Below are 25,641 nucleotides of genomic sequence, written 5' to 3' on the forward strand. Positions count from 1 at the left end.
GAAGACCCGTTCCTCGCCGAACTCCCCCGCCCGACCGGCGGAGTGATGTCGTGGAGGAGGTAGCCTCGTTGACACGCCGGCGACATCACCTGATGGTCTGTTACCTGGTGTGGATGGTGCTGTTCACCTGCATCTACTACATCAACCCCGCGCAGCGGATCATCTGGTGGACGGGCATCGGCCTCGGCGGCGTCGCCGCCATCGTGGTCGGCGTCCGCCTCAACCGCCCCTCCCACGCGCTCTTCTGGTACCTGCTGGCACTCGCCAACCTCAGCTTCACCGCCGGCGAGGTGGTCCAGGTCATCCAGTTGGAGTTCCTGCACCTGGGGAGCCCCTTCCCCTCCGTCGCCGACGGTTTCTACCTCGCCGAGTACCTGCTGTACGCGGCCGGCGTGTTGGGCTTCATCCGCTGGCGGACGGCCCATCAGGACCGCGCCAGTCTGCTGGACGCGCTCATCCTCACCATGGGCCTCGCCCTGCTCGCCTGGATCTACCTGATCCTCCCGTACGCCCGGAACCCCGACCTCAGCTGGTTCCAGAAGGCCGTCTCGATGGCCTACCCGCTGGGGGACGTGATCGTCCTCTTCCTGCTGCTGCGGCTGCTGGTCCCACGCGGCGGCAGCAGCCGGGCCCTCCAACTGCTCACCGTCGGCACGGTCGGCCTGCTGATCTCGGACCTCCTGTACGGGCTGATCCTGCTGCACGGCGACTGGCACATCGGCACCCCGGTCGACCTCGGCTGGGCCGCCTTCTACACCGCCTGGGGCGCGGCCGCACTGCACCCCTCCATGGTCGAGCTGACCAGACCGGTGCCCTCGCAGGAGGTCGATCTCGGCCGTGGCCGGCTCGCCCTGCTCACCGTGGCCTCGCTGATCGCGCCGACCATCCTGATCGTCGAGTCCATCAACGGCAACACCAACAACGCCGGGGTGATCGGCGCCTTCTCCGCCCTGCTCTTCCTGCTCGTCCTGGCCCGCCTCGCCATCGTCGTCGGAGCCCGGCGGCAGGCCCTGGCCCGGGAGCGGGCGCTGCGCGAGGCCGGCGCCTCGCTGACCTCGGCCGTCACGGTCGAGGAGGTCGCCGACGCCGTCCAGAACACCGCCTCCACCCTGATGCCCTCCGAGCCCGGCCACGTCGCACTGCTCGCCGTCACCGAGGCCGGTGTGCTGCACGTCCGGCACGCCGAACGCGGCCCGACCCTGCACGCCCTCGGCAACGGCTCCGACTCGGACGAGGTGCTCGCCCTCGCCGCCGTCCGGGAGACCCGGTTACTGCCCGTCGAGGACATCGGCAGCGATCTCGCCGCCCGCCTCGACGGCATGCCGTCCGCCCTTCTCTGCCCGCTCACCCTGGCCGAGCGCCCCTCCGGTGACCCGCTGATCGGCGCCCTCATCGTCACCGGCACCGAACAGGAGCTGGCCAGCCTCTGGGGCTCGCTGGAGATCCTCGCCGCCCAGGCCGCGCTGGCCGTCGAGCGCGTCATGCTGAGCCAGGAGATCAACCGCCGCAACAGCGAGGCGTACTTCCGCACCCTGGTGCAGAGCGCCAGCGACGTCATCCTGATCCTCAACGCCGACGACGGCGTCCGGTACGCCTCCTCCTCCGCCGAGCGCGTCCTCGGCTACCCCAGCCTGGACGGCACGATGATCACCGACCTCGTCCCGCCCGAGGACAGCCGCGCCGTCGGCAGCGCGCTGGCCCGGATGCGCGGCCTCGACGGCAGCGGCGCGCGCACGGGCGACGGCCGCGAGCCGCAGCGCGAGCACTGGCGGGTGCTGCGCCACGACCGCACCCCGATCGAGGCCGAGGTCCGCTGCAACGACCTGCGCGGCGATCCGACCGTGGGCGGCCTGGTGCTCACCCTGCGCGACGTCACCGAGCAGCGGCAGATGGAGCGCGAGCTCACCCACCGCGCCTTCCACGACTCGCTGACCGGCCTGGCCAACCGCGTCCTGTTCCAGGACCGCGTGGGCCACGCCCTCTCCCGCGGCGAGCGCAGCGGCGCGATCACCGGGGTGCTCTTCATCGACCTGGACGACTTCAAGGTGGTCAACGACACCCAGGGCCACGCGGTCGGCGACGAGCTGCTGGTCGCCGTCTCGCTCCGGGTCTCCACCGCGCTGCGGACCTCCGACACCGCGGCCCGGCTCGGGGGCGACGAGTTCGCGGTGCTGGTGGAGGACGCGGTGCGCCCGGCCGACGTCGGCGCCACGGCGGACGCCGTACTGGCCGCCTTCACGGAGCCGTTCAGGCTGAGCGCGGGCGCGGTCCGGGTGTCGGCGAGCATCGGCGTCGCCACCACCGAGGACAGCGTGGACGCGACGGAGCTGCTCAGCCACGCCGACCTGGCCCTGTACTCGGCGAAGTCGGCCGGCAAGCGGCAGTGGTGTCACTACCAGCCCGCGTTCCAGGCCGGGCTGGTGGAGCGGCACGAGCTGAACGAGAACCTGGACTCCGCGATCGCCGAGTCCGCCTTCAACCTGTACTACCAGCCGATCGTCGACCTGCAGACCGGCGACCTGGTCGCCTTCGAAGCGCTGGTCCGCTGGCCGCACGACCGACGCGGCATGGTGCTGCCCGACGAGTTCATCGCGCTCGCCGAGGAGAGCGGCCAGATCGTGCCGCTCGGCGCCTGGGTCCTGGAGCGCGCCGCCCATGAGGCGGCCGGCTGGCACCGTCTCAGCGCAGGGCACCGCAAGGCCGGCGGCCGCCCGCCGCTGCGGGTCAACGTCAACGTGTCGGCCCGGCAGTTCCGCGACGCGGGCTTCGTGGACGTGGTCCGCGGTGCGGTGCGCAGCTCCGGGATCGATCCCGGAGCGCTGGTGCTGGAGCTGACCGAGTCCGTGCTGATGCGGCGCGACGAGCGCGTGCACACCGATATGCGCACGCTGAGCGAGCTGGGCGTCGGCATCGCGATCGACGACTTCGGCACCGGATACTCGTCCCTCTCCTACCTGCGCGAGTTCCCGATCTCCATCCTGAAGATCGACAAGTCCTTCATCGACGGTCTCGGCCTCTCCCAGCAGCAGTACGCCCTGGTCGAGGGCATCACCCGGATCGCCGACACCCTCGGCGTCCAGGTCATCGCCGAGGGCATCGAGAACACCGAGCAGCGCGACCTCCTCGCCGCCATGGGCTGCCCTCTCGGCCAGGGCTACCTCTTCGCCCGCCCGCTCGCCCCCGACCAGGCCCGCGCCCTGATCCAGGAGTACGCCGACCTCAGCGACCTGCACCACGGCGACTGACGCACACCCGCTTCACGCGGCGGAACGGCCGCCCTGCGGCTTCTCGTCCGTGGAGCCGTCGTTGTGCACGCGCCCCCCCGGCCGGGCTGCCCACGGCGGGCGGGCAGCCCGGCCGCCGCGTCATTCGGCCGGGTGCGGGTGGCCGAGGTGGGGGAAGGCGGGGAGCAGGTCCGTGTGCGGAGGGATGTGGTCGCTGGTGATCTTGCCTCCGGAGACCATCGCCAGCCGGGTGGACGTCACGTCGTCCACCAGCGTGCGGCCGTTGGGGTAGGCGGCCGGGCGGGAACGGTCGTAGCGGAGGATGTCGGGCAGGACGAGCTTCAGCGTCTCGGTGGCCGCCTCCGTGGTGTAGTCCCCGGTGTGCTGGAGGACGGCCGTCCACGGCTCGCGGTACTTCTCCCAGTCGTCGGCCGGCTCGCCCGTGTTGTAGGCGTCCTTGACCTCCTCGGCGTTGAAGTAGGCGGTCAGGGACGGGTGGGCGCCCCGGTCGACCGAGACCAGCCGGCCGTTCTCGTGCAGGCTGACCCGTGCCCAGACGCCGATCTCCGGCTCCGGCCCGAGCTCGGCGTCGGGCACCTCGAGGGCGATGCCGAACACGTTGGCCTCGGCCATCGCGTCCTTGCCGGTCCAGGTGAAGTTGTTGACGATCCCTTCGAGGTCGGCGAAGAAGGGGTCGCTGCGCAGCCCGACGGACAGCTTGCAGCCGTCCCTCTCCACCACGCCCGGCCTGTAGCCGAAGGCGACCGGGACTCCGGCGAACAGCACGTCGCCGCCCGCCTCGTGCTTGCGGGCCGCCTCCCCGGTGGCACGGTGGACGGTGACGGTCTGACCACCGGTGTCGGGGTCGGAGAAGGTGAAGGAGTAGGCGACGTCGGCTTGGTTGTCGCCGTCGCTGTCGATGTTGATCCGGTAGACCGCGTCCGGGTGGAACTCCGCGGCCCGGGTGGGCGCGTACGGGTTCACGTTCATGATGAGGACGGTGCGGCCGGAGGCGTCGGCAGCCGGGAAGGCGAACACGTCGGTGAGGTCGAGCCGGGCGTCACCCCGGGGCGAGCGGAGGTTCGGACCACTGAGGTGGTGGGACATGGCGCTGCGCTACCTCGTCTCTGCGGACCCCCCTGGCTGTCGGCTCCGTGGTACCAGTGGGATCCGTGGCACGGGGGGAGGACGCCCGATCGGGGCCCGGCCGTCCGCCGGATGGCCGACGCCGGCCGGCCCTCCCGGCGAGCGCGGCGCGCTGCGGGGCGGCCCCGGGAGAAGGAGGGCCGCCCCGGCGGGCTCCCCCGCGCGGGTGATGCGGCCCTCCCCACGGTGGATGAGCGGGGACCGGGGCAGCTGCGATCTTCGAAGCAGCCACCCCTTCGGGGCTTCGGCCCCGGGGCTTCGGACGAGGAGGGTCACCCATGACCGCGCGCACCATCCTGCAGAGGCTGCACGGCCGGCCGGCGGAGGACGCACCCCGCTGGGCGGTACGGACGGCCTACCTCGTCAGCCTGCTCGTGCTGCCCTCCTGCCTCTGGCGGATCGCGGGAGTCGACCTGCGCGTGCCGCTGATGGAGCCCGGCCCCGACGCCCCCGCCGCTCCCGAGCTCTTCGGCGGCGAGTGGTGGTACGTCATCGGGATGAGCCTGTTCAGCGAGGCCGTCGCCTTCCTCGCGGTCGGCCTGGTCAGCCGGTGGGGCGAGGTCTGGCCGCGCTGGATCCCCCGCCTCGGCGGCCTGCGGGTGCCGCCCCTCGCTGCCGTCATCCCAGCCGGACTCGGCGCGGCGGCACTGATGATCTTCCCCTACGCGCTCGCCATGATGGCCTCCGGCCGCAAGATCGACGGCTCCACCGACGCCGGCCTGATCACCCACGGCTGGCAGACCGTCACCTTCTGGGCCGCCTACCTCCCCCTCGCCGCCTGGGGCCCCCTGCTCGGCATCCTCACCGTGCACTACTACCGCCGGCGAGCGGCCCGCCCTGCCGCCTGAGGGCGGTACGGAACCCGGACTCACCCTCCCTCTCAAGCAAGGTCGAAGCTCCGCCAAGCCATCGGGTCTCCCCCGCCGATCGCCGGGGAGACCCGGTGGCTATGGGAAGGACAGGTCACCCGGGCGATGACTTGCGAAGCAGCTGTCCGTCCCCGCAGGTCTGGTCGAGGTCCTCGACCAGACACAGGTTCATCCCGCCGTCATCCTTCTGGACACTCGCTGCAATACTGCAAGCGATGTGCCGGCCACTTCCGCCGGGCATCAGGCTGATACTCGCGTTGGAACGCACCGACTCACCGGGCTTGAGAACGAAGCCGGCGTTGAGGATCTTGTTGCCGCCAGGGTTGTTGACCTTCGTGGTGTTGCCCGCCACGTCGTAATGGTCGATGCCTGGGTGCCGGCGGTCCCCACCACCTATGCTGGGGACCGCCGGTGTTTCAGTCTGCCGAGCCGCTAGGCGTTCCGACGGAGGATGTAGCCCGTGCAGGGCTTGTCAGGCTCTCCGTAGAGGCACAGGTTGACCTCAGTGCCGTCCTGCTGTGACACGAAGTCGATCGGCAGCGGGGTTTTGTTGGCCTCAGCGGCCACAGGGAAGACAAGCTCGACACCGGAGTTCTTCCCTCCCCCCAGGTCCACGAACTTCCAGGAACCCGTCCGGGTCTGCCCCACCTTCTCCAGGAAGCCGGTGCCCAGCTGGGCGTCCACGGAAAAACGGTGGTCGCCGGAGATCGAAACGGTCGCTCCTCCCTCGCCTGTCCACGTTCCAGTGACCTCGTCCGCTGTCAGGGCCCGAGGGGACTTCTGCGCACCTCCGCACCCGGAGGACATCAGGACGCCAGCCAGTACCACTGTAGCCGAGGCTCGGTACCGAAATCTCGACAAGAAGGTCATTCGAGAAAATCCTTCACGTTCTCCGTCTTTACCGGTAGTAGGTGCGCGTGAGATCGAGGACCTGCGTCCAGTAGATGTCCTGGGTGATGGACGCTCCCTGACCTGTCGTCGTGTCAGTTCTGCCACACCCGGCATGGCAGAACGAAGTCCATCCAGTCGTATTATTGACATGATAGTTGACGGTCATGGTCTTGGCTATCTTATCCACGGACACCACCTGGTATTTCAGGGAGTAGCTGCCGAGAACGGCGTCCGCTCGGCTCCCCCCATCACCCTTAATGAACCCAGTTCCAGTCGTTCCGTCAAGCCCGAGCAGGGCGAGGAGGTCCTTCACTCCGTTAAGAGAAGCACCGCCCTTCCGATTCTTGGTGACCCATTCCCCCTCCATAACTGGGTCATACCAGCCAGGATGCTGGAATCCCTGCGTCAGCTGCTTCTGGATCGCTAGGACATGTTCATCCGACGCCACCATCGCGGCTAGGACTGAATCGGAACCGAACACAAGCGAGGGATTCTTCTCCCCGTCGCCTCTGTACCACATTCGAACGATGTCCTCGGGCGTCAGGCGCGCGGTCTTGTCTCCCGAGAGTGCATTCGAGGTCAGCTTCTTCATCTCCCCGAAATAGCTCGACGCGGGGGCGCAGTTGTAGCCGTGAGCTGCCATGTGCGTGTTTCCACGACACGGAGCCAGCTGATTGAGGAAGTTCCCATCTCCATCGCTGAGTACCTTGGGCTGCCATTGCTGCTGTTCGCGCGCCGGCGTCTGCTCGGGGACATTGTTGGCGGTGGTTTCCTCGTGGTTCTTCATGGTGATGGTGCCGGCCGAGCCGCAGTCGTACAGCGTGCCGCATTCTTCGGACTTGAGGCCGCCTGGGTCGGAGCGGTTGACGGGGTTGTTGTTGCTGTAGGCGTAGGCGTTCCACTGGAGCGGGTCGCCGGCGTCGAGGATGGGGTCCGGGCTGAGGAAGCGGCCGGTGCTCGGCTGGTACTGGCGGGCGCCGAGGTTGGTGAAGCCGGTGGCGTCGTCCTTCAATCCGCCGACGTAGCCCTTGTCACCGGACCACGGGGTGCTCAGGGAGCCGGGGCCGCGGGTGGCGCCGAAGGGGTCGAAGGTGCGGCGGGACTCGGTGGTGGTCTCGGAGTCGATGGACAGGTTGTTGGTGCCGTGGTGGTCGGAGAACTGGTAGGTCAGCTTGGTCGGGCCCTGGCGGACGAGGGTGATGCCACCGGGAATGGTGTAGTAGCGGGTGCCGGTACTGGTCTTGCTGCCGGTGTCGTAGGTGAGTTCGTCACCACCACCCAGGTTGACCGTCACCTTGCCGGGGTTGCGCCGCACCAGCTGGTTGCCGTCCGCGTCGTAGACGTACGTCGTGGTGGCCGTGCCCTGGGTGAGTGAGCCGAGCTTGCCCTCGACGTCCCAGGTCAGCGTGGCGCTGTTGGCCGCATCGACGGCGTTCCAGGTGGGGGTGGACCACTTGGACTGCCAGCCGGGGGCGTAGACGATGAGCTTGCCGTCATCCTGGACCACCGCGAAGTAGCCGCTGCCGGCGCCCACATAGGTCTTGGAGGACCAGAGCGCGACGCGCTGCGGGTCGTAGACCACGAAGTTGCCGTCGGCCTGCATGGTCGCCCAAGCACCCGGGTGGTTCTGGGTGCTGGTGGACCAGATCGCCTGGCCGGAGCGCAGCGAGCTGAGCACCAGGTTACCGTCGGCCTGCATGGTGAGCTGGGCGCCGTTGGAGCGCACCGACTCACCGGACTTGAGGACGAAGCCGGCGTTCAGGATCTTGTTGCCGCCAGGGTTGTTGATCTTCGTGGTGTTGCCCGCCGCGTCGTACTGGTCGGTGCCCTGCGTGCCGGCACTCCAGCCATAGGTGTACTTGCCGGTGGCCAGCGCGTGCGGACCGCCGGTGCCGCCACCCGTACCGGACGCGGTGGTGGGCGTGTTGCGGGTGCCGGGGGCCGGGAAGGTCTGGTCGGTCCTCAGGTCCTTGGCCGGGTCGCCCGCCGGGTCGCGGTTGACCAGCTTGGTGCGGTTGCCCGCCAGGTCGTAGGTGTACTCCTGCCAGTAGGCCGCGCCGCCGCCGACCGTGGTCTTGGCCGGTGCGGCCGCGCCGCTGGTGGGCGTGGCGTTGGCGCAGGCGCCCTGGCCGCCGAGGGACGGGGTGGGCTGGTTGAGCTGCCCGGTGTCGCTCCACGCGGTGGTGAGGCGGCCGAGGTGGTCGTAGCTGAAGCACTGCAGGTCGGTCGCGGCAGGGGTGTTGTTCGGGATCGCCCTGATCGCGGTGACCCGTCCGGCCTGGTTGTAGGCGTAGGTCGTGTTCTGCACCGAGCCGGTGGCGGCGGTCTGCTTGTCGATGTACTGCGTCAGCAGCCGCCCGGTCGGCTCGTCGTAGGTGTTGGTGGCGACGATCTGGGTGCCCCACGGGTTCACCGTGGAGCGGATGTTGCGCCCGTAGGCGTCCCAGTCGGACTGCCGCAGGTAGGTGTCCAGCCCGCCCATGTCGTGGAGCAGGCCGTAGTCCTCGTAGTTGTAGGTCACCCACTCTTCGCCCAGGTCGCCGGCGGCGGCCCGGCCTTCGAGTGTCATCGCACCGCTGATCGGGTCGTACACGGCGCCGTGGGTGAACGTCGTCTGGCCGGTGTTGCCGATCTCGCTGCCCGGGATGGACACGGTGGTCTTCGTCGGTCGGTAGGCCACGTCCAGCTCGGCCACGGCCTTGGTGTAGGCCGCACCCGGGCTTTGCTCGAGGCCGGGTAGTTAGCGTTCTCGCAGGTCATGCAAGGGGTGTTGACGGGTTTCCGATGTAGAGCAACGGAACTCGTTGGTACAGGCAGTCGTCCAAGACAGCTGTCCCGCGAGGAGTTCCGTTGCCCTTTCAGTGTGTCCTGCCGTCTGCGCTGACGACCATCGCCCGCACGGTAACTGTGGCCCACCGGTCACTACACAGTCGCCGGGAACGGGTCCTGGACCTCCTCTGGGCCGACCCCGAACGCCGCTGGCCCGCCCGCGAGCTCGCACACCACCTCGGCGACATCACCCTCGGAACCATGTACAGACAACTATCCCGCTGGGCCGAGAACGGCCACCTCCGAAAGCACGGCCCCGGCATCTACACAGCCGCCACGCAAGAGTCGATCAACTCCCTTGCATTACCTGCGAGAACGCTAACTACCCGGCCTTGGGATAGAGCCCACCTTCGCACACCCCCGGTACTGAGTTGGCAGCGCCCCCGCCGAGCATCCGCTCGATGGGGGCGCTGCCGTTCGGACCGCCGCCGTTCAGACCTGGGGCCACCGAGCCGGGCCGGCCTGGTCGGCGGCCCGGGTCGGCGGCAACGGCTCAGGCTGACGCGTAGACCAACTCGCCGCCCACGTAGGTGCGTTCGACGCACGCCTCGGCGATCTCCGCGGCCGGGGCGGCGAAGAGGTCGCGGTCCAGGACGACCAGGTCGGCGAGGTGGCCGGTCCGCAGGCTGCCCGCGTCGTCCAGGCCGTTCACGTGGGCCGATCCGGCGGTGTAGGCGGCGAGGGCGGTGGCGAGGTCGAGGCGCTGCTCGGGCAGGAAGACCCGCCCGTCCGTCGCCCCGGGCTCCATCCGGTTGACGGCGACGTGGAGGCCGGCGAGCGGGTCGGGGCTGCTGACCGGCCAGTCGCTGCCGGCCGCCAGGGTGGCACCGGCCCGCAGCAGGTCGCCGAACGGGTACTGCCAGGAGGCTCGTTCGGGGCCGAGGAACGGGATGGTCAGCTCGTCCATCTGCGGCTCGTGGGCGGCCCAGAGCGGCTGGATGTTGGCGATCGCGCCGAGCCGGGCGAAGCGTGCGATGTCGCTCGGGTGGACCACCTGGAGGTGGGCGAGGTGGTGCCGGGTGCCGCGCCGGCCGTTGGCGGTCCGCGCGGCCTCGACGGCGTCCAGCGCCTCGCGCACCGCGCGGTCGCCGAGGGCGTGGAAGTGCACCTGGAAGTCGAGCGCGTCCAGGGCGGTGACGTGGTCGCGCAGCGCGGCCGGGTCCACGAAGCTGAGACCGGTGTTGGCGGTGGCGCAGCCGCAGCCGTCCAGGTAGGGGCCGGTGAGGGCGGCCGTGAAGTTCTCGGCGATCCCGTCCTGCATGATCTTCACCGAGCCGGCCCGGAACCGTCCGGCATTCAACTCCTCGCGCTGGGCGACGAGTTCGGGGATCTGCTCGGCGCCGCGGGAACGGTCCCACCACAGGGCGCCGTTGACCCGGGCGGTGAGGGTGCCGGCCCGGGCGGCGGCGAGGTAGGCGTCGGACGGGTCCGGCTGGCCGTTGAACACACCCAGGATCGCGTCCTGCCAGCCGGTGATACCCAGCGAGTGCAGGAGCTGCTGCGCCCGGAGCAGGCCGGCCAGCCGGTCGGCGGCGGTGGTCGGCGGCACGTGGCGGGAGACCAGTGCCGTCGCCCCCTCCTGGAGCACCCCGCTCGGGGTGCCGTCCGGCTCCCGCTCGATCCGGCCGTCCGCCGGGTCGGGGGTTTCGGCGGCCAGCCCGGCGAGCTCCAGGGCGCGGGTGTTGGCCCAGGCGCCGTGGTGGTCGCGGTTGAGCAGGAAGACCGGACGGTCCGGGACGACCGAGTCGAGCAGCTGCCGGGTGGGCAGCCCGCCGTCGAAGCTCTCCATCGACCAGCCGCTGCCCGTGATCCACGTCCGCCCGGGGTGGGATGCGGCGAACTCCCCCAACCGGCGCAGGTATTCGTCCACCTCGGTGGTGCCGGTCAGGTCGCACTCGGCCAGCTCGACCCCGCCGTAGACCGCGTGGATGTGCGCGTCCTGGAAGCCGGGGATCAGCAGCTTCCCGCGGAGGTCCACCACCTCGGTCTTCGGGCCGATCAGCTCGCGGACCTCGTCGTGGCCGACGGCGGTGATCCGCTCGCCGGTGACGGCGAGAGCGCTCGCCCGGGTGCGGGCCGGGTCGCCGGTGTGAACGGGACCATTGGTGAAGACCAGGTCGGCCTTGGACATGGATGCTGCTCCTGGGGGCGTCGGGACCGTGGCGCCCATGAAAGCGCCGCCGCGCTCAACACGTCAATGGTGTTGTCATAAGCCTCGCCGCAGTGCGACAGGGCACGCCCAGCGGGACACGCACCGGTCGCCCGGGCCTTCGCCGCCCGGTCAGGCCGGGGCTGCCGGGGCCGCCGGAGCCGTGGCGCTGCCGGCCGTGCTGCCGAGGGTGCGCTCGGCCTTGGCGGCGGCTGCGCGGTAGTAGAGGGAGGCGAGTTGGGAGGACCCGTCGTCGCGCTGGAAGAAGCCGTAGGACATGGCGACGGAACCGAAGCGTTCGACGGCGATGTAGCCGTTGAGCTGGACGCCGCCCAGGGTGCCGTCGAGGCGGACGGCGGGGGCGCCCTGGCGGTCGCCGAGGGTCATGGGGGTGACGGTGAAGGTCACGGCCCCGCCGGCGTCGTCGTTGAAGGTGAGGCTGTGGCAGGAGGCGAACGCGTCGGTGACGGTGGCGAAGTCGGTGGTGAGCCGGGCGGAGTCCTCGGCGGTGAGCGACTCGGTCACCATCGGGTTGCCGTCGGGGCCGTCGAACTCGACTTCCTGATGCGGGGCTTGTGGCGAGGCCTGGGCCCCGCTCCGGTTCAGCAGGGCGCGCAGTACGTCGCAGCCGGCGACCGGGGAGGCGCCGCCGCTCGGCGAGGGGCCGACGCCCGCCGGGGCCTCGGTGAAGTCGGGGCCGAGCTCGGCGGCGGTGAGCAGGGCCGCCTTCAACTGGTCCGCCGTGGGCAACTGCTCGGCCGGGGCCACTCGGACGGTGAGCGTGGCCGGTGGGGCGGCGCCGGTGGCGCTGCCGGCCGTGCCGAGGGTGACGGCGGTGGCCACGGCCACGGCGGCAAGAGCGAGGAGAGGCCGCGAACGGGACATGCGGGCCCCCGATCAGGAGTCGGACAGGGACAGGCACCCAGTGTCGCACCGGGGCCGCCCCACCGCCCGCCCTGACGGCAGAAGCGCAGGTCAGGACGGGTCAGCGGGCCGCGCGGGAGCACCGGGCTGCGCAGGAGAACCGGGCCGCCTCAAAGCACCGGGCCGCGCAGTGGAGCCGGGCCGCGCGGGAGCACCGGGCTGCGCAGGAGCATCGGGCCGACTCGAACCACCGGGCTACGCAGGAGGGCCCGGCGGCGCGGAAGCACCGGGCAGCGCGGCGGGCGTCTCCGTCAGCCACTCCACCCAGAACGCCTCCAGCCCGATACCCGCCCGCAGCACGGCGTGCTGGAGCCGGTTCTCCCCGGCCGCCTTCTCGGGCGGGAAGTCCCGCCGCTCGATCTCCTCGTAGTCGGCCAACTGCGTACGGTGAAGGGCGAGATGCCGGGCCAGTTCGGCCTCCAGCCCGGCCGTGCCGACCACCGCCGCCGCGCGCAGGCGCAGCAGCAGGGGTTCGCGGACGGTCTTGGGGTCGTCCCCGCCGGCCGTCCACCGTTCGAGTTCGGCGCGGCCGGCGGGCAGGACTTCGTACTCCTTCTTCTGGCCGCGCACCGGGCCGGTCTGCGGAAGGGCCCGGATCAGGCCGGAGGTCTCCAGGCGGCCGAGTTCGCGGTAGATCTGCTGGTGGGTGGCGGACCAGAAGAAACCGATCGACCTGTCGAACCGCCGGGTCAGCTCCAGCCCCGAGGACGGCTTCTCCAGCAGGGCGGTGAGGATGGCGTGCGGCAGCGACATGGGGTCGATCCTAGAGGTCCGCCCCACCAGCGGATCAGATCGCGGCGGCCAGCTCGGTGCCCTGCTTGATGGCGCGCTTGGCGTCGAGCTCGGCGGCCACGTCGGCGCCGCCGATCAGGTGCGGGGTGAGGCCGAGTTCGCGCAGGGCGGCGTCGAGGTCGCGGCGCGGCTCCTGGCCGGTGCAGAGGACGACGGTGTCGACGGGCAGCAGCTGCCGTTCGCCGTCCACGGCGAAGTGCAGGCCGGCATCGTCGATCAGTTCGTAGCTCGCGCCGGCGACCATGGTGACGCCGCGGTGCTTGAGTTCGGTGCGGTGGATCCAGCCGGTGGTCTTGCCGAGGCCGGCGCCGACCTTGGTGGTCTTGCGCTGGAGCAGGTGGACGCTGCGCGGGGGCTTGGGCCGCTCGGGGCTGGTGAGGCCGCCGCGCTCCCGGTACTCGGGGTCGATGCCCCACTTGCGGTGGAAGACGGGCGGGTTGAGGCTGGCGGCGTCGCCCTGGTCGGTGAGGTACTCGGCGACGTCGAAGCCGATGCCGCCGGCGCCGAGGATGGCGACGCGCTCGCCGACGGGGGCGCCGTCCCGCAGCACGTCCAGGTAACCGACCACGCTCGGGTGGTCGACTCCCGGCAGGTCGGCCGGGGTTCGCGGGCTGACGCCGGTGGCGAGGACGATCTCGTCGAAGCCCTCGGTGGCCAGCTGCCCGGCGTCGACCATGGCGCCGAGGCGCAGCTCGACGGCCAACTCGGCCAGCCGGGTGCGGTAGTAGCGCAGGGTCTCGTCGAACTCCTCCTTGCCGGGGATCCGCCGGGCGATGTTCAGCTGCCCGCCGACGGTGTCGGCGGCGTCGAACAGGGTGACGGCGTGGCCGCGTTCGGCGGCGGAGACGGCGAAGGCGAGGCCGGCCGGTCCGGCTCCGACGACGCCGATCCGCTTGCGCACCTTCGTGGGCGCGAGGACGAGTTCGGTCTCGTGGCACGCCCGCGGGTTGACCAGGCAGGAGGTGATCTGCCCGCTGAAGGTGTGGTCCAGGCAGGCCTGGTTGCAGCCGATGCAGGTGTTGATGGAGGCGGCGCGGCCGTCCTGCGCCTTGGCGACGAAGTCGGCGTCGGCGAGCAGCGGCCGGGCCAGCGAGACGAGGTCGGCGCAGCCGTCGGCGAGCAACTCCTCGGCGATCTCGGGGGTGTTGATGCGGTTGACGGCGACGAGGGGCACGGTGACCGAGCCCATCACCTTCTTGGTCACCCATGCGTACGCACCGCGCGGGACGGAGGTGGCGATGGTCGGGATGCGGGCCTCGTGCCAACCGATGCCGGTGTTGATGATGGTGGCGCCGGCCGCCTCGACGGCCTGGGCGAGCCGGACGACCTCGGCGAGGGTGGAGCCGCCGGGGACGAGGTCGAGCATGGAGAGGCGGTAGATCAGGATGAAGTCGGGGCCGACCCGCTCGCGGACACGGCGGACGATCTCGACGGGGAAGCGCATCCGGTTCTCGTAGGAGCCGCCCCACTCGTCCTCGCGCCGGTTGGTGGCGGCGGCGATGAACTCGTTGATCAGGTAGCCCTCGGAGCCCATGATCTCGACGCCGTCGTACCCGGCGCGCTGGGCGAGGGCCGCGCAGCGGACGAAGTCCTCGATGGTCTGCTCGACCTGCCCGGGGTCGAGCGCGTTCGGCACGTACGGGCTGATCGGGGCCTGGAGGGCGCTGGGGGCGACCAGGTCGGGGTGGTAGGCGTAGCGGCCGAAGTGCAGGATCTGCATCGCGATCCGGCCGCCGGCGGCGTGCACGGCGTCGGTGACGGTGCGGTGCCGGTCGGCCTCCGCCTCGGTGGTGAGCATGGCGCCGCCGCCCCAGGGCCGGCCGGCCTCGTTGGGGGCGATGCCGCCGGTGACGATCAGGCCGACGCCGCCGCGGGCGCGCTCGGCGTAGAAGGCGGCCATCCGGTCGAAGCCGCCGGGGGCCTCCTCCAGGCCGACGTGCATCGAGCCCATGATCACGCGGTTGGGGAGGGTGGTGAAGCCGAGGTCGAGCGGGCTCAGCAGGTGGGGGTAGGGCGGCTGGGCGGTGGTGCTCATCGACGTCTCCTGGCGGCGGGGCGGCTCTTTGTTACCACACGGTAGGGGAAGCGTCGGGCTCTATGCAACAAGTTGCATAACCGGAATCCGCACCGTGCCCGCCGAATATCACTGACAGCCCGTCAGCCCACCGCCGAACACGCGTATGGTCGTTGCGCGACAGGGGGTTTCACAGCGGACCCCCGGGGAGGGGGCGGCAGTGCGGGGCGGGTCGATAGCCGTGGTCGGCGGCAGCATCGCGGGGTGCGCGTTCGCGCGGGCCGCCGCGCGGGGCGGGGCAGAACAGGTGGTGGTCCTCGAACGGAGCCCGGGCCGGCTGGAGGACCGAGGGGTCGGCCTCTGCGTCCTCGACCCCCGCTACGACGAACTCGTCCGGGCCGGCCACCTGGACGACGGCATCCGGCACCACCGGCTCAGCCACCGCCACTGGCTCACCCGCGAAGGGCGCGGGGGCGGGACGGGCGCCACCGGCGGGGGCAGCCCGCGCGGGCGGCTGCTCTGGGCACAGGAGATGCCGTTCCACTCCTACCACTGGGGTGTGCTCTGGCAGGCCCTGCGCGAACGCACCCCCGACAGCGTCACCTTCCGCCTCGGCGACGCGGTCACCGCGGTGGGAGGCACGGACGGGGACGGCGGGAACGGGAACAGCAGGAACGGGAACAGCGGCAACGGCGGGCAGGCCTGGGTGGAGAGCGCCGGCGGCGGACGCGAGACGTACGACCTGGTGGTCGGCGCCGACGGCTACCGCTCGGTGGTCCGCGAGGCCGTCTGCCCCGAATCCGCCTTCCCCGGGGCCCGGCCCGCCTACGCCGGGTACGTCTGCTGGCGCGGCAGCTTCGATGCCGGGCTGCTGGACGTGCTGCCCGGCGGCGCGGCGCTCTGGCCGGAGGGCGAGGTGATCACCGTCTGCTACCCCGGCGGCCAGGTGGTGCTCTACCGCATCCCGGGCCTGGAGCCCGGCTCCACCCAGGTCAACTGGGTCTTCTACGCCCCCACGCCGTCCTGGCTGCGGCTGGACGATGCGACCAGCATCCCGGCCGGAACGCTCACCGCCGCCCGGTTCGAGGAGCTGGCCGAACTGGCCGAACGGCACCTGCCGCCGTACTGGGCGGGGGTGGTCACCCTCACCCCGCGTGAGCGGACCTTCCTGCAGCCGATCTACGACCTGGCCGTCCCGCGCCGCACCGCCGGCCGCCTGTTGCTGGCCGGGGACGCGGCCACCGTGGTCCGCCCGCACAACACCAGCGGCGTCGTCAAGGCGCTGCAGGACGCCTGCGCCTTCGAGGAGACGTGGCGCACGGCCCGTTCCTGGGCCGAACTGCTGCCCGCGTACGACGCCGAACGCGGCGTGGTCGGGCAGGAGACCGTCGAGGTGGGGCGCCGGCTCGGGCAGGCCCAGGTGACCGGGGCGCCCGACTGGTCGGCCATGGACGAGGCGTCGATGATCGCCTGGTGGCAGCAGCAGGTCGCCGGCACCGGCGGGTTCGGCGGCCACGCCATCGGGCGGCCGCCGACCCTCCGTCAGAATCCGCGGGCGGAGTAGGAGTTCACCGGCCTGCCGCCGGCATCGCCTCAGACGTTGACGCCGTAGTCGGTGGCGATGCCGCGCAGGCCGGAGGCGTAACCCTGGCCGATGGCACGGAACTTCCACTCCACGCCGTTGCGGTACAGCTCGCCGAAGACCATCGCGGTCTCGGTCGAGGCGTCCTCGGTGAGGTCGTACCGGGCGATCTCCTGGCCGTTGGCCTGGTTGACGATCCGGATGAACGCGTTGCGGACCTGCCCGAAGCTCTGCAGGCGGGCGTCGGCGTCGTAGATCGACACCGGGAAGACCACCTTGGCCACGTCGACCGGCACCGCGTCCAGGTCGACCTTGATCTGCTCGTCGTCGCCGTCGCCGCCACCGGTCAGGTTGTCACCGCTGTGCTCGACCGAACCCTCGGGGCTGCGCAGGTTGTTGAAGAAGACGAAGTGCTGGTCCGAGACGACCTTGCCGAGCGCGTTGCAGAGCAGCGCGCTCGCGTCCAGGTCGTAGTCGGCCCCGGTGGTGGTGCGCACGTCCCAGCCGAGGCCGACGATGACGGCGGTCAGGCCCGGCGCCTCCTTGGTCAGCGAGACATTGCCACCCTTGGCCAGCGAAACTCCCACGATGCCCTCCTCGATTGCTCTCCCTGCCCAAGAATCTACAACACTGTAGAGATCACGAGAATCCGCTTGCAGCGATGCGGGAGCGCGAGACGTGGGGCGCACGGGGGCGGGGTGCGGGGGCGCGGGGCCGCGGGGCGGGTGCGCCCGGGGGCGGCGGGAGCGGCCCCGGGTCTCGCGGCGGTCGAGCCCATCGGCACCCTCATGCCGCCAGCAGCTCGGCAACGTGCGGCGGCAGCAGGCACGCCTGCCGGGCCAGCAGCTCGACGAAGGCCGCCGTCAGCGGATCCGGCCGGGTCCGGGTGTACGCGGCGAGCGGGCGCCGCACCGGCGGTTCGGGCCGCCGGACCAGGCCGTCGAAACCCGGCGGCACGATGTTGGCGGGCACCAGGGCGGGCCCGAGCCCTGCGGCGGCGAGCAGCGGTGCGGCCGCGGTCTGCTCCGTCCGCACCGCGGCCCGCGGCCGGAAACCGGCCTCCGCGCAGGCCCGGTCCAGCAGATCCGCGAGCCCGTTGCCGGGCGCGTAGTGGACCCAGTCGCGCTCGGACAGGTCGGCCAGGCCGATGACGAGACGATCACTCAACTCTTCCTCGACGGGCAGGGCGAGGACGAACTCCTCCACGCCGAGCTCCCGGATCGGCCCCTCCCAGTCCGCCGGCGGCGTGCCGACCGCGACGTCCGCCTGCCCGGCCGCCAGCGCGGCGCGCAGCTCGTCGTTGTGGGCGTACTCCCGCAGCCGGATCCGCACCTGCGGATGGAGCCGGCGCCAGGCGCGCAGCACCGGCGGCAGGATGCCGAGGCTCACCGAGTAGACGGTGGCCAGCTCCAGCTCGCCGCCGTCCAGCCCCGCGGTACGGCGGGCCGCCGTCCGCAACCGCTCGGCGTCGGCGAGCGCCGCCCGGGCGTGCGGCAGGACGGCCCGACCCATCGGCGTCAGCCGGACGGCGCGCGGCAGCCGCTCCAGCAGGGTGCCGCCGACGGCCCGCTCCAACGCCCGCACCTGGTGCGAGAGCGCGGGCTGGGTGACGTGCAGCTGCTCGGCGGCACGGGTGAAGGAACCGGTGTCGACGACGGTCACCAGGTATTCGAGCTGTCGCAGTGTAGCCATGCACGGAGTTTATGGGTGGGCGAGAAAAGAAGCCTTGGACTCATCGGCGGGTGCCGGTGGAAGGTCGGACGTACCGAAGTCCCCTCCGCACCCCCTGACAGGAGCCACCGTCATGACCTCCACCGACCTCCCCTCCACCGACCACCGCTACACCGCCCTCCCCTCCACCGGCCTCTCCGGCCGCCGCATCGTCGTGGTCGGCGCCGGCTCGAACACCGGCCGCGCCCTCGCCCGCGCCGCCTCCGCGGCCGGCGCCGAACTGGTCCTGGCCGGCCCCGACCCGCGCAAGCTGGAGTGGACGGCCGGAGAGCTCGCAGGCCCGGCCGAGGTCGTCCCGGTGGACCTCGCCGACGAGGCCTCCATCGCGGCCCTGGCGAGCGCCACCGGCCGCTTCGACCACCTGGTCTCCACCGCCGCGACGCCCGCCAACGGACCGCTCGCCGAGCTCGAACTCGCCGACGTCCAGCGGGCGTTCGCCGCCAAGGTCTACGGTCCGCTGCTGCTCGCCAAGCACCTCGCCGGCCAGGCCGCCACCGGCACCGCCGACGGCGCGTCCTTCACCTTCTTCTCCGGCGTCGCCGCCTGGCGCCCCGCCCCCGCCCGCACCGTGATGGCCACGACCAACGGCGCGCTGGCGTTCCTCGTCCAGGCCCTCGCCGTCGAGATCGCCCCGGTCCGCGTCAACGCGGTCTCCCCCGGCATCGTCGACAGCGGCGCCTGGGACCGCATGGGCGCCGACAAGGAGCCGTTCCTGCGCTCGATCGCCGAACGCAACCCGGCCCGCCGTGTCGGCACCACCGAGGACCTCGTCCGCGCCGTCCTGTTCACCATGACCAGCCCCTTCGTCACCGGCACCGTCCTCCACGTGGACGGCGGCGGCCGCCTGGCGTGAGGCACCCACCGGCGTGAGCGGCCGTCGGCCCGGCCGCGCACCCCGCCCGCAGGGGCACCTCGCCGCATGCCGGAGGCGCCCGTCGGCCCGGGCCTGCCGCAGTGACCGGACGTAGACTGACCGTGCGGCGCTCGCGCACCGCTCCCGCTCCCGCTCCCCTGCACGGGTCCCCCAGGAGGTCCCCATGCGCCAGCGGCACAGCTTCCACCTCGACCGGGGCAACCACTCCGTGACGGTGAACGTCCGGTCCGGCTGGATCACCGAGACCGAGTTGCTGGTGGACGGCAAGGAGCTCGCCTTCCACCGCGTGCACGGGCACGGCGTCTACCCGCTCACCCTCGCCGCCCAGTTGGCCGAGGAGCCGCCGGTGCCGCTCGCCGTCCGGCTGGAGCGGACCGGGGCGCCCGAGCAGCCGCTCACCTGTCTGCTGGAGCTGGGCGGCGCCGCCCACCCGATGCCGGAACACACGGAGCACTGAGGGCTCCGCGCGGCCGGCACCGGACGAGCCCTCACGCCTGTCCGGCCTCCGCGGCGATCTCCGCCACGATCTCCTCGACGGCGGCCCGGGCGCGGTCGGCGTCCTCCGCCACCAGACCGATCCTGGTCCGGCGGTGGAGCACGTCGTCGGCGTCCAGCGCGCCCTCGTGCGTGACCGCATAGGCGATCTCGGCGCGGGTGACGTCGATACCGGGCGCGACGGGCGCCGCGTAGCCGGCGCCGAGGGCCGTCCCCTCCGCCAGGACCTCGCGGGCCGCGCCACCGTGCCGGGCGAGCAGCGAGGCGGGCACCTCGCCCTCGGGCGCCGGACGGCTGTCGCGGTGGGTGGGTGCGCCGACCAGGGGCAGCCGGGCCGTCCAGCAGGCGCGGGCGGGCAGGCCGCGCAGGCGGGCGGCGGTGTCCACCGCGTCCTCGGCCATCCGCCGGTAGGTGGTGAGCTTGCCGCCGACCACGGTGATCACGCCGGACGGGGACTCCAGCACGGCGTGCCGGCGGGAGAGGTCGGCGGTGGCGCCGCCGCCGGTGTCGATCAGCGGCCGCAGCCCGGCGTAGGCGCCGCGCACGTCCGCCCGGGTCAGCGCGGTCTGCAGGGCGGCGTTGACGGTGTCGAGGAGGAAGGCGAGCTCACCCTCGGTCGGCTGGGGCTCGTCCGGGATCGGGCCGGGCGCGTCCTCGTCGGTGAGGCCGATCGCGACCCGGCCGAGCTGCTGCGGCAGCGCGAAGACGAACCGGCTGGTGGAGCCCGGCACCGGCACGGTGAGCGCGGCGGCCGGCCGGCCGAGGGCGGCCGCGTCGACGATCAGATGGGTGCCGCGGCTGGGCCGCAGCCTGATCGACGGGTCGACGTCACCGGCCCAGACACCGGTGGCGTTGACCACGGCGCGGGCGGCGAGGGTGAGGGACCGGCCGGTAAGGGCGTCGGTCAGCCGGGCCGAGGTGCCGGTGACCTCCTCCGCCCGCACCCGGGTCAGCACGGTGGCGCCGTACTGCGCGGCCGTCCGGGCCAGCGCCACCACCAGCCGTGCGTCGTCGACCAGTTGGCCGTCGTGCGCGACGAGCGCACCCGTGAGGCCCTCCGCCCTGACGCCGGGCACCAGTTGGCGGGCGCGCTCGGCGCCGACGCGGCGCACCCGGGGCAGCAACCCGCCCGGCGTCCCGGCGCTCAGCCGCAGCGCGTCGCCCGCGACGAACCCGACACGGACCAGCGAGGCCTGCCCTCGGCTCATCAACCCCGGGAGCAGCGGCACCAGTTGGGGCATCGGGCGGACCAGGTGCGGGGCGGTGCGGGTCATCAGCACACCGCGTTCGACGGCGCTCTCCCGGGCCACCCCGACCCGTCCGGAGGCGAGGTAGCGCAGGCCGCCGTGGACCAGCTTGGAGCTCCACCGGCTCGTCCCGAAGGCGAGGTCGCGGGCCTCGACCAGGACGGTGCGCAGGCCGCGGGCGGCCGCGTCCAGGGCGACCCCGGCGCCGGTGACGCCGCCGCCGATCACCAGCAGGTCGACGGCCGGTCCGGCGGTGAGCGCGTCGAGCTCCAACTCCCTGCGCCTGGCGTCGAGTCGGGTGGTTCCGGCATAGGGCCCTGCGGCGGTGGTCATCTGGTGCCTCCGTTCGTCGCGGTGTTCCGATCGGTTGCGGTGCTCCGGCCGGCCGTGACGGCCCAGTCGGCCCCGGCGCCCCGGCAGGTCCCGGCAGCACGGCCGGTCATGGCGCGCTCGTGACGGCTCACGGCGCGAGGTACCCGTTCAGGGCCCGGGCCAGTTCGCGCCGCCAGGCCTCCTCGGACAGCAGCGCGGCAACCATGCGGTGCGACTGCACGGTGGACTGGGCGATCAGCAGCACCATGGCGGCCAGTTCGACCGGCTCGCCGGCCCGGATCGAGCCGTGGGCCTGCCCCTGTTCGATGCCGGCGCGCAGCGCCTCGATCAGGCCGCGCTGGCTGGTGCCGAGCCGTTCCACGACGTACTCGAAGAGCGTGTCGGAGTCGGCCGAACGCAGCAGGGCGCCGAGCACCGGGTGGTCGCGCAGCCGGACGGCGACCTCGACCACCCCGTCCACCAGGGCCTCGCGGTCCTCGCCGGCGAGTGCCACCGTCTCCTGGGTGGCCCGGATCTCGCGGGTGAGCAGCGCCCCGATGACCGCCCGGACGTCCGGCCAGCGCCGGTAGACGGTCGGCCGGCTGACCCCGGCGCGGCGGGCGATCTCGGCCAACTGGGTCCGGCGCACGCCGAGGTGGACGATCAGCTCGGCGGCGGCGTCGAGGATCGCGTCGTCGGTGGAGCGGGGCTCCGGGGCGCCGCCGGGGGTGCCGGGGGTGCCCGGAACGCCAGGGCCACCCGGGGTGCCTGTGCCGTGGGAACCGCCTGAGCTCGCGTTACTACTTGACATGATGTGTGAAACTGTAACGCATGGCACCTGAGAAGCAAGCGGGACCGGCCGGCGCCGCGTTGCCGCTCCCCCCGATGAAGTGGGACGCCTGGGGCGACCCGGCCCTCGCCAAGGAGCTGTCCGCCGACATCAAGGCCCTGCTCACCGCCGCCCTCGGCGTCACCGGCGACGCCGCCCCCGGCCCGGCCGCCGACGAGGTCGTGCTGCACCCCTCGCGGCTGGCCGAGGACGACCTGAAGGCGCTCGCCGCCGTGGTCGGCGAGGCCCACGTGAGTGCCGCCGACGCCGACCGCCTCCCCCGGTCCGGCGGCAAGTCCACCCCCGACCTGCTGCGCCGCCGCAGCCGCGAGCCGCAGGACGCGCCCGACGCCGTCGTGCTGCCCGGCAGCGAGGACGAGATCACCGCGCTGCTCGCGCTCTGCGCCGAGCGCCGGATCGCCGTCGTGCCGTTCGGCGGCGGCACCAGCGTGGTCGGCGGGCTCGACCCGGAGCGCGGCGGGCTCACCGCCGTCGTCTCACTCGACCTGCGCCGCTTCGACCGGCTCCTCGACCTGGACGAGACCTCCGGCGAGGCCGTCCTCGGCGCGGGCCTGACCGGCCCGGCGGCGGAGGCACTGCTCGCCGAGCGCGGCTTCGAGCTCGGCCACTACCCGCAGAGCTTCCGCTTCGCCACCATCGGCGGGTTCGCCGCCACCCGCTCCTCCGGCCAGGACTCCGCCGGGTACGGGCGCTTCGACGAGATGGTGCGCGGCCTGCGCGTCGTCACTCCGGCGGGCGTCCTGGACCTCGGCCGCGCCCCCGCCTCCGCCGCCGGCCCCGACCTGCGCGAGCTCTTCCTCGGCTCGGAGGGCACCCTGGGCGTGATCACCGCCGTCCGGGTGCGGGTGCACGCGGTGCCCGCCGTGAAGGCCTACGAGGCCTGGTCCTTCCCGGACTTCGCCGCCGGCGCGGCCGCCCTGCGCGCCGTCGAGCAGCAGGACACCGGCCCGACCGTCATCCGGCTCTCCGACGAGGCCGAGACCATGGTCAACCTGGCCATGACGGAGAAGATCGGCGGCGAGCCGGCCGTCAGCGGCTGCCTGGCGGTCACCGTCTTCGAGGGCACCGCCGAACAGGTCGCCACCCGCCACCAGCTCACCCGGACCGTCCTGCTGGCCGCCGGCGGCACCTCCCTCGGCGAAGCGCCCGCCCGGGCCTGGGAGCACGGCCGGTTCAGCGCCCCGTACCTGCGGGACTCGCTGCTCGCCGCGGGCGCGCTCTGCGAGACGCTGGAGACGGCGACGGACTGGCGCCGGCTCGCCGACCTGCGCTTCGCCGTCACCTCCGCCCTGACCGGGGCCCTCCCCGGCGCGCTCGTCCTCTGCCACATCTCGCACGTCTACCCGACCGGCGCCTCGCTCTACTTCACCGTCGTGGCCGCCCTCGGCGAGGACCCGCTCACCCGGTGGGCCGCCGCCAAGCGCGCCGCCGGGGACGCCATCGTCGCGGGCGGCGGCACCATCAGCCACCACCACGCCGTCGGCGCCGACCACCGGCCCTGGATGGCCGACGAGATCGGCGAGCTGGGCATCCGGATCCTGCGCGCGGTCAAGGCCGAGCTCGACCCGGCAGGCATCCTCAACCCCGGAAAGCTGATCCCTTGAGCGGGCGAACGGTCGAGGGATGCGCCCGGGCCCGGGCTCGCGCCGGACGAAGCGAGGTGGGCGCATGAGCGGTCCGAGAGGCGCCGTCCGCCGCGTCGTCCTCCTCACCAACCCCGCGGCGGCCGCCGGCCACGCCGAGCCGGCGGCCCGCCGCGCCACCGCCCGCCTGCGCGCCCTCGGAGTCGAGGTGGACGAACGGGCGGGCTCCTCGCCGGAGGAGTCCCTCCGGCTGGCCCACGCCGCCGTCTCCTCCGGCACCTGCGACGCGCTGGTGGTGGTCGGCGGGGACGGCATGATCAACCTCGGCCTCCAGGCGGCGGCCGGCACCGGCGTCCCGCTCGGCGTCGTCCCGGCGGGCACCGGCAACGACCACGCCCGCGCGTACGGGCTGCCGCGCGGCGCACCCGAGGCCGCGGCCGACGTCATCGCCGCCGGCCACACCAGTGCCGTGGACCTCGGGCGGGTCACGGCCTCCGACGGTACGTCACGCTGGTTCGGCTCCGTCCTCGCCAGCGGCTTCGACTCCCTCGTCAGCGACCGCACCAACCGGCTCCGCTGGCCGCGGGGCCGGATGCGCTACAACCTCGCCATCCTGGTCGAGTTCGCCAACCTGCGCCCACTGCCCTTCCGCATCACCCTGGCCGACGGCACGGTCATCGAACAGGACCTCACCCTGGCCGCCGTCGGCAACACCAGCAGCTACGGCGGCGGCATGCTCATCTGCCCTACCGCCGACCCCGCCGACGGCCTGCTCGACCTCACCCTCGTCGCCGCCATGCCGCGGCTGAGGATCGCCCGCTTCTTCCCCACCCTCTTCAAGGGCACGCACGTCGACCGCCCGGAGGTGACCACCCACCGCACGGCCTCGCTCCGCATCGAGTCGCCGGGCATCACCGCCTACGCGGACGGCGAGTTCATGGCGGCGCTGCCGATCGACGTCACCGTCGCCCCGGGCGCCCTCCACCTGCTCGCCCCGGCCTGACCGGAGAATGCCGACGCCCCCGGCGCAGGAGGCCGGCCCCGCCGGCCTCCTGCGCCCGCCTCCGCGCCGCTCAGCGCTCCTGGGGCGGGGGGACGCGCACGGACGCCATGCCGGCGGCGGTCGCGGCCTCGATCCCCAGGTCGGTGTCCTCGAAGACGAGGCAGCCCTGCGGCGGGACCCCGAGCCGCTCCGCCGCGAGGAGGAAGGCCTCGGGGTCGGGCTTCGCCTTCGTGTACTCGCCGGCGCAGACCAGCAGGTCGAACCTGTCGAGCAGCCCGAGGGTGGCCAACGACGCCGTGACGGACTCCCGGGTGCTGCCGGAAACCACGGCGCTCGGCAGTCGGCCGTGCGCGTGCTCGACGTGCGCCAGAATGCCGGGCACGGCGGTGAGTTGCGGCAACAGCTCGCCGTAGAGGTCCTCCTTCCGGCGCGCGACGGCCTCCACCGGCATCGCCAGCCCCTGCTCCTCGTTGAGCGAGGCGATGATGCCGGCGACGGTCCGGCCGCCCCAGGCGTAGAAGAGCTCCTCGGGGAACACGCAGTGCCACTCGTCGAGCGCCTGCTTCCAGGCCCGGTAGTGGAGCGGCATGGAGTCGGCGACGGTGCCGTCGCAGTCGAACAGGTAGGCCCGGAACTCGCCCGGCGGCAGCGGGATGATCACCGGGCCAGGCTATCTCCCGCCCGTTTCCGGGCCTGCGGGCCACCCGGCTAAGTAGACTTCGGCGTCGACTTTTTCTCATTTCCAGGCCACTTGGGGGGCGCCGTGGACGTGCACATGTCGGTGACCGGTGAGCAGACCGCCGCGGAGGCCGAGTCGCTCGCGGACTGGCTTCGGGGGGAACCGGGGCTGGCCGGCGTCACTCTGACCGGTGCGGCGCCGGCACCGGGCGAACTCGGCTCGGTGGCGGACCTCGTGACGGTCGCGGTTGGGGCCGGCGGCGCCGTCTCGGTGCTGGCCGCCTCACTGCGCACCTGGTTCGCCCAGCCCAAGCGAAGCGACGTCCGGCTGAAGATCCGGCGGCCGGGCGGCGAGACCGTCGAGCTCGACGCCAAGCGGATCCGCGGCAAGGACCTGGAGGCCGTCCTGCGCCAGGTACTGGACGGCGGCGCACCCGAGCAGGAGTGA

Annotated in this window: 21 protein-coding genes; 8 read left to right on the forward strand and 13 right to left on the reverse strand. The window is 72.6% G+C overall.

Annotation, left to right across the window (positions count from 1 at the left end; genetic code table 11):
- Positions 1-68: 68 nt before the first annotated feature.
- Positions 69-3,245: a putative bifunctional diguanylate cyclase/phosphodiesterase gene (locus OG286_RS10305; RefSeq protein WP_396319712.1), complete on the forward strand. Its 3,177-nt coding sequence runs from the start codon at positions 69-71 to the stop codon at positions 3,243-3,245.
- A gap of 120 nt (positions 3,246-3,365) precedes the next feature.
- On the opposite strand, the gene OG286_RS10310 is transcribed toward OG286_RS10305, so the two are convergent.
- Positions 3,366-4,331 carry a DUF4331 family protein gene (locus OG286_RS10310; RefSeq protein ID WP_405365093.1) on the reverse strand — a complete coding sequence of 322 codons (966 nt, stop codon included), beginning with the start codon at positions 4,329-4,331 and terminating at the stop codon, positions 3,366-3,368.
- Between the two features lie 317 nt (positions 4,332-4,648).
- Here OG286_RS10310 and OG286_RS10315 point away from each other — a divergent pair, with 317 nt between their 5' ends.
- The gene (locus OG286_RS10315; RefSeq protein WP_396319710.1) at positions 4,649-5,218 is read left to right on the forward strand and encodes a hypothetical protein; all 570 of its coding nucleotides are present in this window, start codon (positions 4,649-4,651) and stop codon (positions 5,216-5,218) included.
- Between the two features lie 115 nt (positions 5,219-5,333).
- Here OG286_RS10315 and OG286_RS10320 read toward each other — a convergent pair whose 3' ends face one another.
- The 7 genes from OG286_RS10320 to OG286_RS10350 form a co-directional block, all read right to left on the reverse strand.
- Positions 5,334-5,591, reverse strand: coding sequence for a hypothetical protein (locus tag OG286_RS10320; RefSeq protein ID WP_396319709.1), 258 nt, complete (start codon positions 5,589-5,591; stop codon positions 5,334-5,336).
- 80 nt (positions 5,592-5,671) lie between these two features.
- Positions 5,672-5,923, reverse strand: a complete 252-nt coding sequence (locus tag OG286_RS10325) for a hypothetical protein (RefSeq protein ID WP_405365095.1) — start codon at positions 5,921-5,923, stop codon at positions 5,672-5,674.
- A gap of 214 nt (positions 5,924-6,137) precedes the next feature.
- Positions 6,138-8,825, reverse strand: a complete 2,688-nt coding sequence (locus OG286_RS10330; protein WP_405365097.1) for an RHS repeat-associated core domain-containing protein — start codon at positions 8,823-8,825, stop codon at positions 6,138-6,140.
- Between the two features lie 627 nt (positions 8,826-9,452).
- Positions 9,453-11,090, reverse strand: a complete 1,638-nt coding sequence (locus OG286_RS10335; protein WP_396319706.1) for an amidohydrolase — start codon at positions 11,088-11,090, stop codon at positions 9,453-9,455.
- A gap of 150 nt (positions 11,091-11,240) precedes the next feature.
- Entirely contained in the window at positions 11,241-11,957 is a 717-nt protein-coding gene (locus OG286_RS10340; protein ID WP_405365099.1) for a hypothetical protein, read from the reverse strand.
- Between the two features lie 270 nt (positions 11,958-12,227).
- On the reverse strand, positions 12,228-12,785 hold the full coding sequence (locus OG286_RS10345; protein ID WP_405365101.1) for a PadR family transcriptional regulator: 558 nt from the start codon (positions 12,783-12,785) through the stop codon (positions 12,228-12,230).
- Positions 12,786-12,819: 34 nt separating this feature from the next.
- The gene (locus OG286_RS10350; RefSeq protein WP_405362117.1) at positions 12,820-14,859 is read right to left on the reverse strand and encodes an FAD-dependent oxidoreductase; all 2,040 of its coding nucleotides are present in this window, start codon (positions 14,857-14,859) and stop codon (positions 12,820-12,822) included.
- A gap of 199 nt (positions 14,860-15,058) precedes the next feature.
- Here OG286_RS10350 and OG286_RS10355 point away from each other — a divergent pair, with 199 nt between their 5' ends.
- Positions 15,059-16,402, forward strand: coding sequence for an FAD-dependent monooxygenase (locus tag OG286_RS10355; RefSeq protein WP_396319702.1), 1,344 nt, complete (start codon positions 15,059-15,061; stop codon positions 16,400-16,402).
- Between the two features lie 29 nt (positions 16,403-16,431).
- Here OG286_RS10355 and OG286_RS10360 read toward each other — a convergent pair whose 3' ends face one another.
- Both OG286_RS10360 and OG286_RS10365 read right to left on the reverse strand, forming a co-directional pair.
- Positions 16,432-17,007, reverse strand: coding sequence for a TerD family protein (locus tag OG286_RS10360; RefSeq protein ID WP_396319701.1), 576 nt, complete (start codon positions 17,005-17,007; stop codon positions 16,432-16,434).
- A gap of 199 nt (positions 17,008-17,206) precedes the next feature.
- On the reverse strand, positions 17,207-18,112 hold the full coding sequence (locus OG286_RS10365; RefSeq protein WP_396319700.1) for a LysR substrate-binding domain-containing protein: 906 nt from the start codon (positions 18,110-18,112) through the stop codon (positions 17,207-17,209).
- A gap of 112 nt (positions 18,113-18,224) precedes the next feature.
- Here OG286_RS10365 and OG286_RS10370 point away from each other — a divergent pair, with 112 nt between their 5' ends.
- Positions 18,225-19,004 (forward strand): SDR family oxidoreductase, encoded by a 780-nt coding sequence (locus tag OG286_RS10370; RefSeq protein ID WP_405362113.1) that lies wholly within the window; start codon positions 18,225-18,227, stop codon positions 19,002-19,004.
- A 184-nt stretch (positions 19,005-19,188) separates the two neighbouring features.
- On the forward strand, positions 19,189-19,482 hold the full coding sequence (locus OG286_RS10375; RefSeq protein WP_396319698.1) for a hypothetical protein: 294 nt from the start codon (positions 19,189-19,191) through the stop codon (positions 19,480-19,482).
- Positions 19,483-19,513: 31 nt separating this feature from the next.
- Here the strand turns inward: OG286_RS10375 and OG286_RS10380 are convergent, their stop codons facing one another.
- Positions 19,514-21,100, reverse strand: a complete 1,587-nt coding sequence (locus tag OG286_RS10380; RefSeq protein ID WP_405362111.1) for a glycerol-3-phosphate dehydrogenase/oxidase — start codon at positions 21,098-21,100, stop codon at positions 19,514-19,516.
- Positions 21,101-21,227: 127 nt separating this feature from the next.
- Positions 21,228-21,890 carry a TetR/AcrR family transcriptional regulator gene (locus OG286_RS10385; RefSeq protein WP_405362109.1) on the reverse strand — a complete coding sequence of 221 codons (663 nt, stop codon included), beginning with the start codon at positions 21,888-21,890 and terminating at the stop codon, positions 21,228-21,230.
- Between the two features lie 20 nt (positions 21,891-21,910).
- Between OG286_RS10385 and OG286_RS10390 the strand changes: the two genes are divergently transcribed.
- Complete coding sequence (locus OG286_RS10390; protein WP_396319695.1) at positions 21,911-23,533, forward strand: FAD-binding oxidoreductase; 1,623 nt, start codon at positions 21,911-21,913, stop codon at positions 23,531-23,533.
- A 64-nt stretch (positions 23,534-23,597) separates the two neighbouring features.
- Positions 23,598-24,515, forward strand: a complete 918-nt coding sequence (locus tag OG286_RS10395) for a diacylglycerol kinase (protein ID WP_396319694.1) — start codon at positions 23,598-23,600, stop codon at positions 24,513-24,515.
- 70 nt (positions 24,516-24,585) lie between these two features.
- Here the strand turns inward: OG286_RS10395 and OG286_RS10400 are convergent, their stop codons facing one another.
- Entirely contained in the window at positions 24,586-25,176 is a 591-nt protein-coding gene (locus OG286_RS10400; protein WP_396319693.1) for an HAD family hydrolase, read from the reverse strand.
- 114 nt (positions 25,177-25,290) lie between these two features.
- Between OG286_RS10400 and OG286_RS10405 the strand changes: the two genes are divergently transcribed.
- On the forward strand, positions 25,291-25,641 hold the full coding sequence (locus OG286_RS10405; RefSeq protein ID WP_396319692.1) for an effector-associated constant component EACC1: 351 nt from the start codon (positions 25,291-25,293) through the stop codon (positions 25,639-25,641).

It is taken from the genome of Kitasatospora sp. NBC_00039, from assembly GCF_045160625.1.
Classification (GTDB): domain Bacteria; phylum Actinomycetota; class Actinomycetes; order Streptomycetales; family Streptomycetaceae; genus Kitasatospora.

Bases quoted from the DNA above. Each gene is read 5' to 3' on its own strand.
- OG286_RS10310 (WP_405365093.1), bottom strand. From the start codon at position 4,331: ATGTCCCACCACCTCAGTGGTCCGAACCTCCGCTCGCCCCGGGGTGAC.
- OG286_RS10315 (WP_396319710.1), top strand. From the start codon at position 4,649: ATGACCGCGCGCACCATCCTGCAGAGGCTGCACGGCCGGCCGGCGGAG.
- OG286_RS10335 (WP_396319706.1), bottom strand. From the start codon at position 11,090: ATGTCCAAGGCCGACCTGGTCTTCACCAATGGTCCCGTTCACACCGGC.
- OG286_RS10345 (WP_405365101.1), bottom strand. From the start codon at position 12,785: ATGTCGCTGCCGCACGCCATCCTCACCGCCCTGCTGGAGAAGCCGTCC.
- OG286_RS10350 (WP_405362117.1), bottom strand. From the start codon at position 14,859: ATGAGCACCACCGCCCAGCCGCCCTACCCCCACCTGCTGAGCCCGCTC.
- OG286_RS10365 (WP_396319700.1), bottom strand. From the start codon at position 18,112: ATGGCTACACTGCGACAGCTCGAATACCTGGTGACCGTCGTCGACACC.
- OG286_RS10370 (WP_405362113.1), top strand. From the start codon at position 18,225: ATGACCTCCACCGACCTCCCCTCCACCGACCACCGCTACACCGCCCTC.
- OG286_RS10375 (WP_396319698.1), top strand. From the start codon at position 19,189: ATGCGCCAGCGGCACAGCTTCCACCTCGACCGGGGCAACCACTCCGTG.
- OG286_RS10380 (WP_405362111.1), bottom strand. From the start codon at position 21,100: ATGACCACCGCCGCAGGGCCCTATGCCGGAACCACCCGACTCGACGCC.
- OG286_RS10385 (WP_405362109.1), bottom strand. From the start codon at position 21,890: ATGTCAAGTAGTAACGCGAGCTCAGGCGGTTCCCACGGCACAGGCACC.
- OG286_RS10390 (WP_396319695.1), top strand. From the start codon at position 21,911: ATGGCACCTGAGAAGCAAGCGGGACCGGCCGGCGCCGCGTTGCCGCTC.
- OG286_RS10395 (WP_396319694.1), top strand. From the start codon at position 23,598: ATGAGCGGTCCGAGAGGCGCCGTCCGCCGCGTCGTCCTCCTCACCAAC.
- OG286_RS10405 (WP_396319692.1), top strand. From the start codon at position 25,291: ATGTCGGTGACCGGTGAGCAGACCGCCGCGGAGGCCGAGTCGCTCGCG.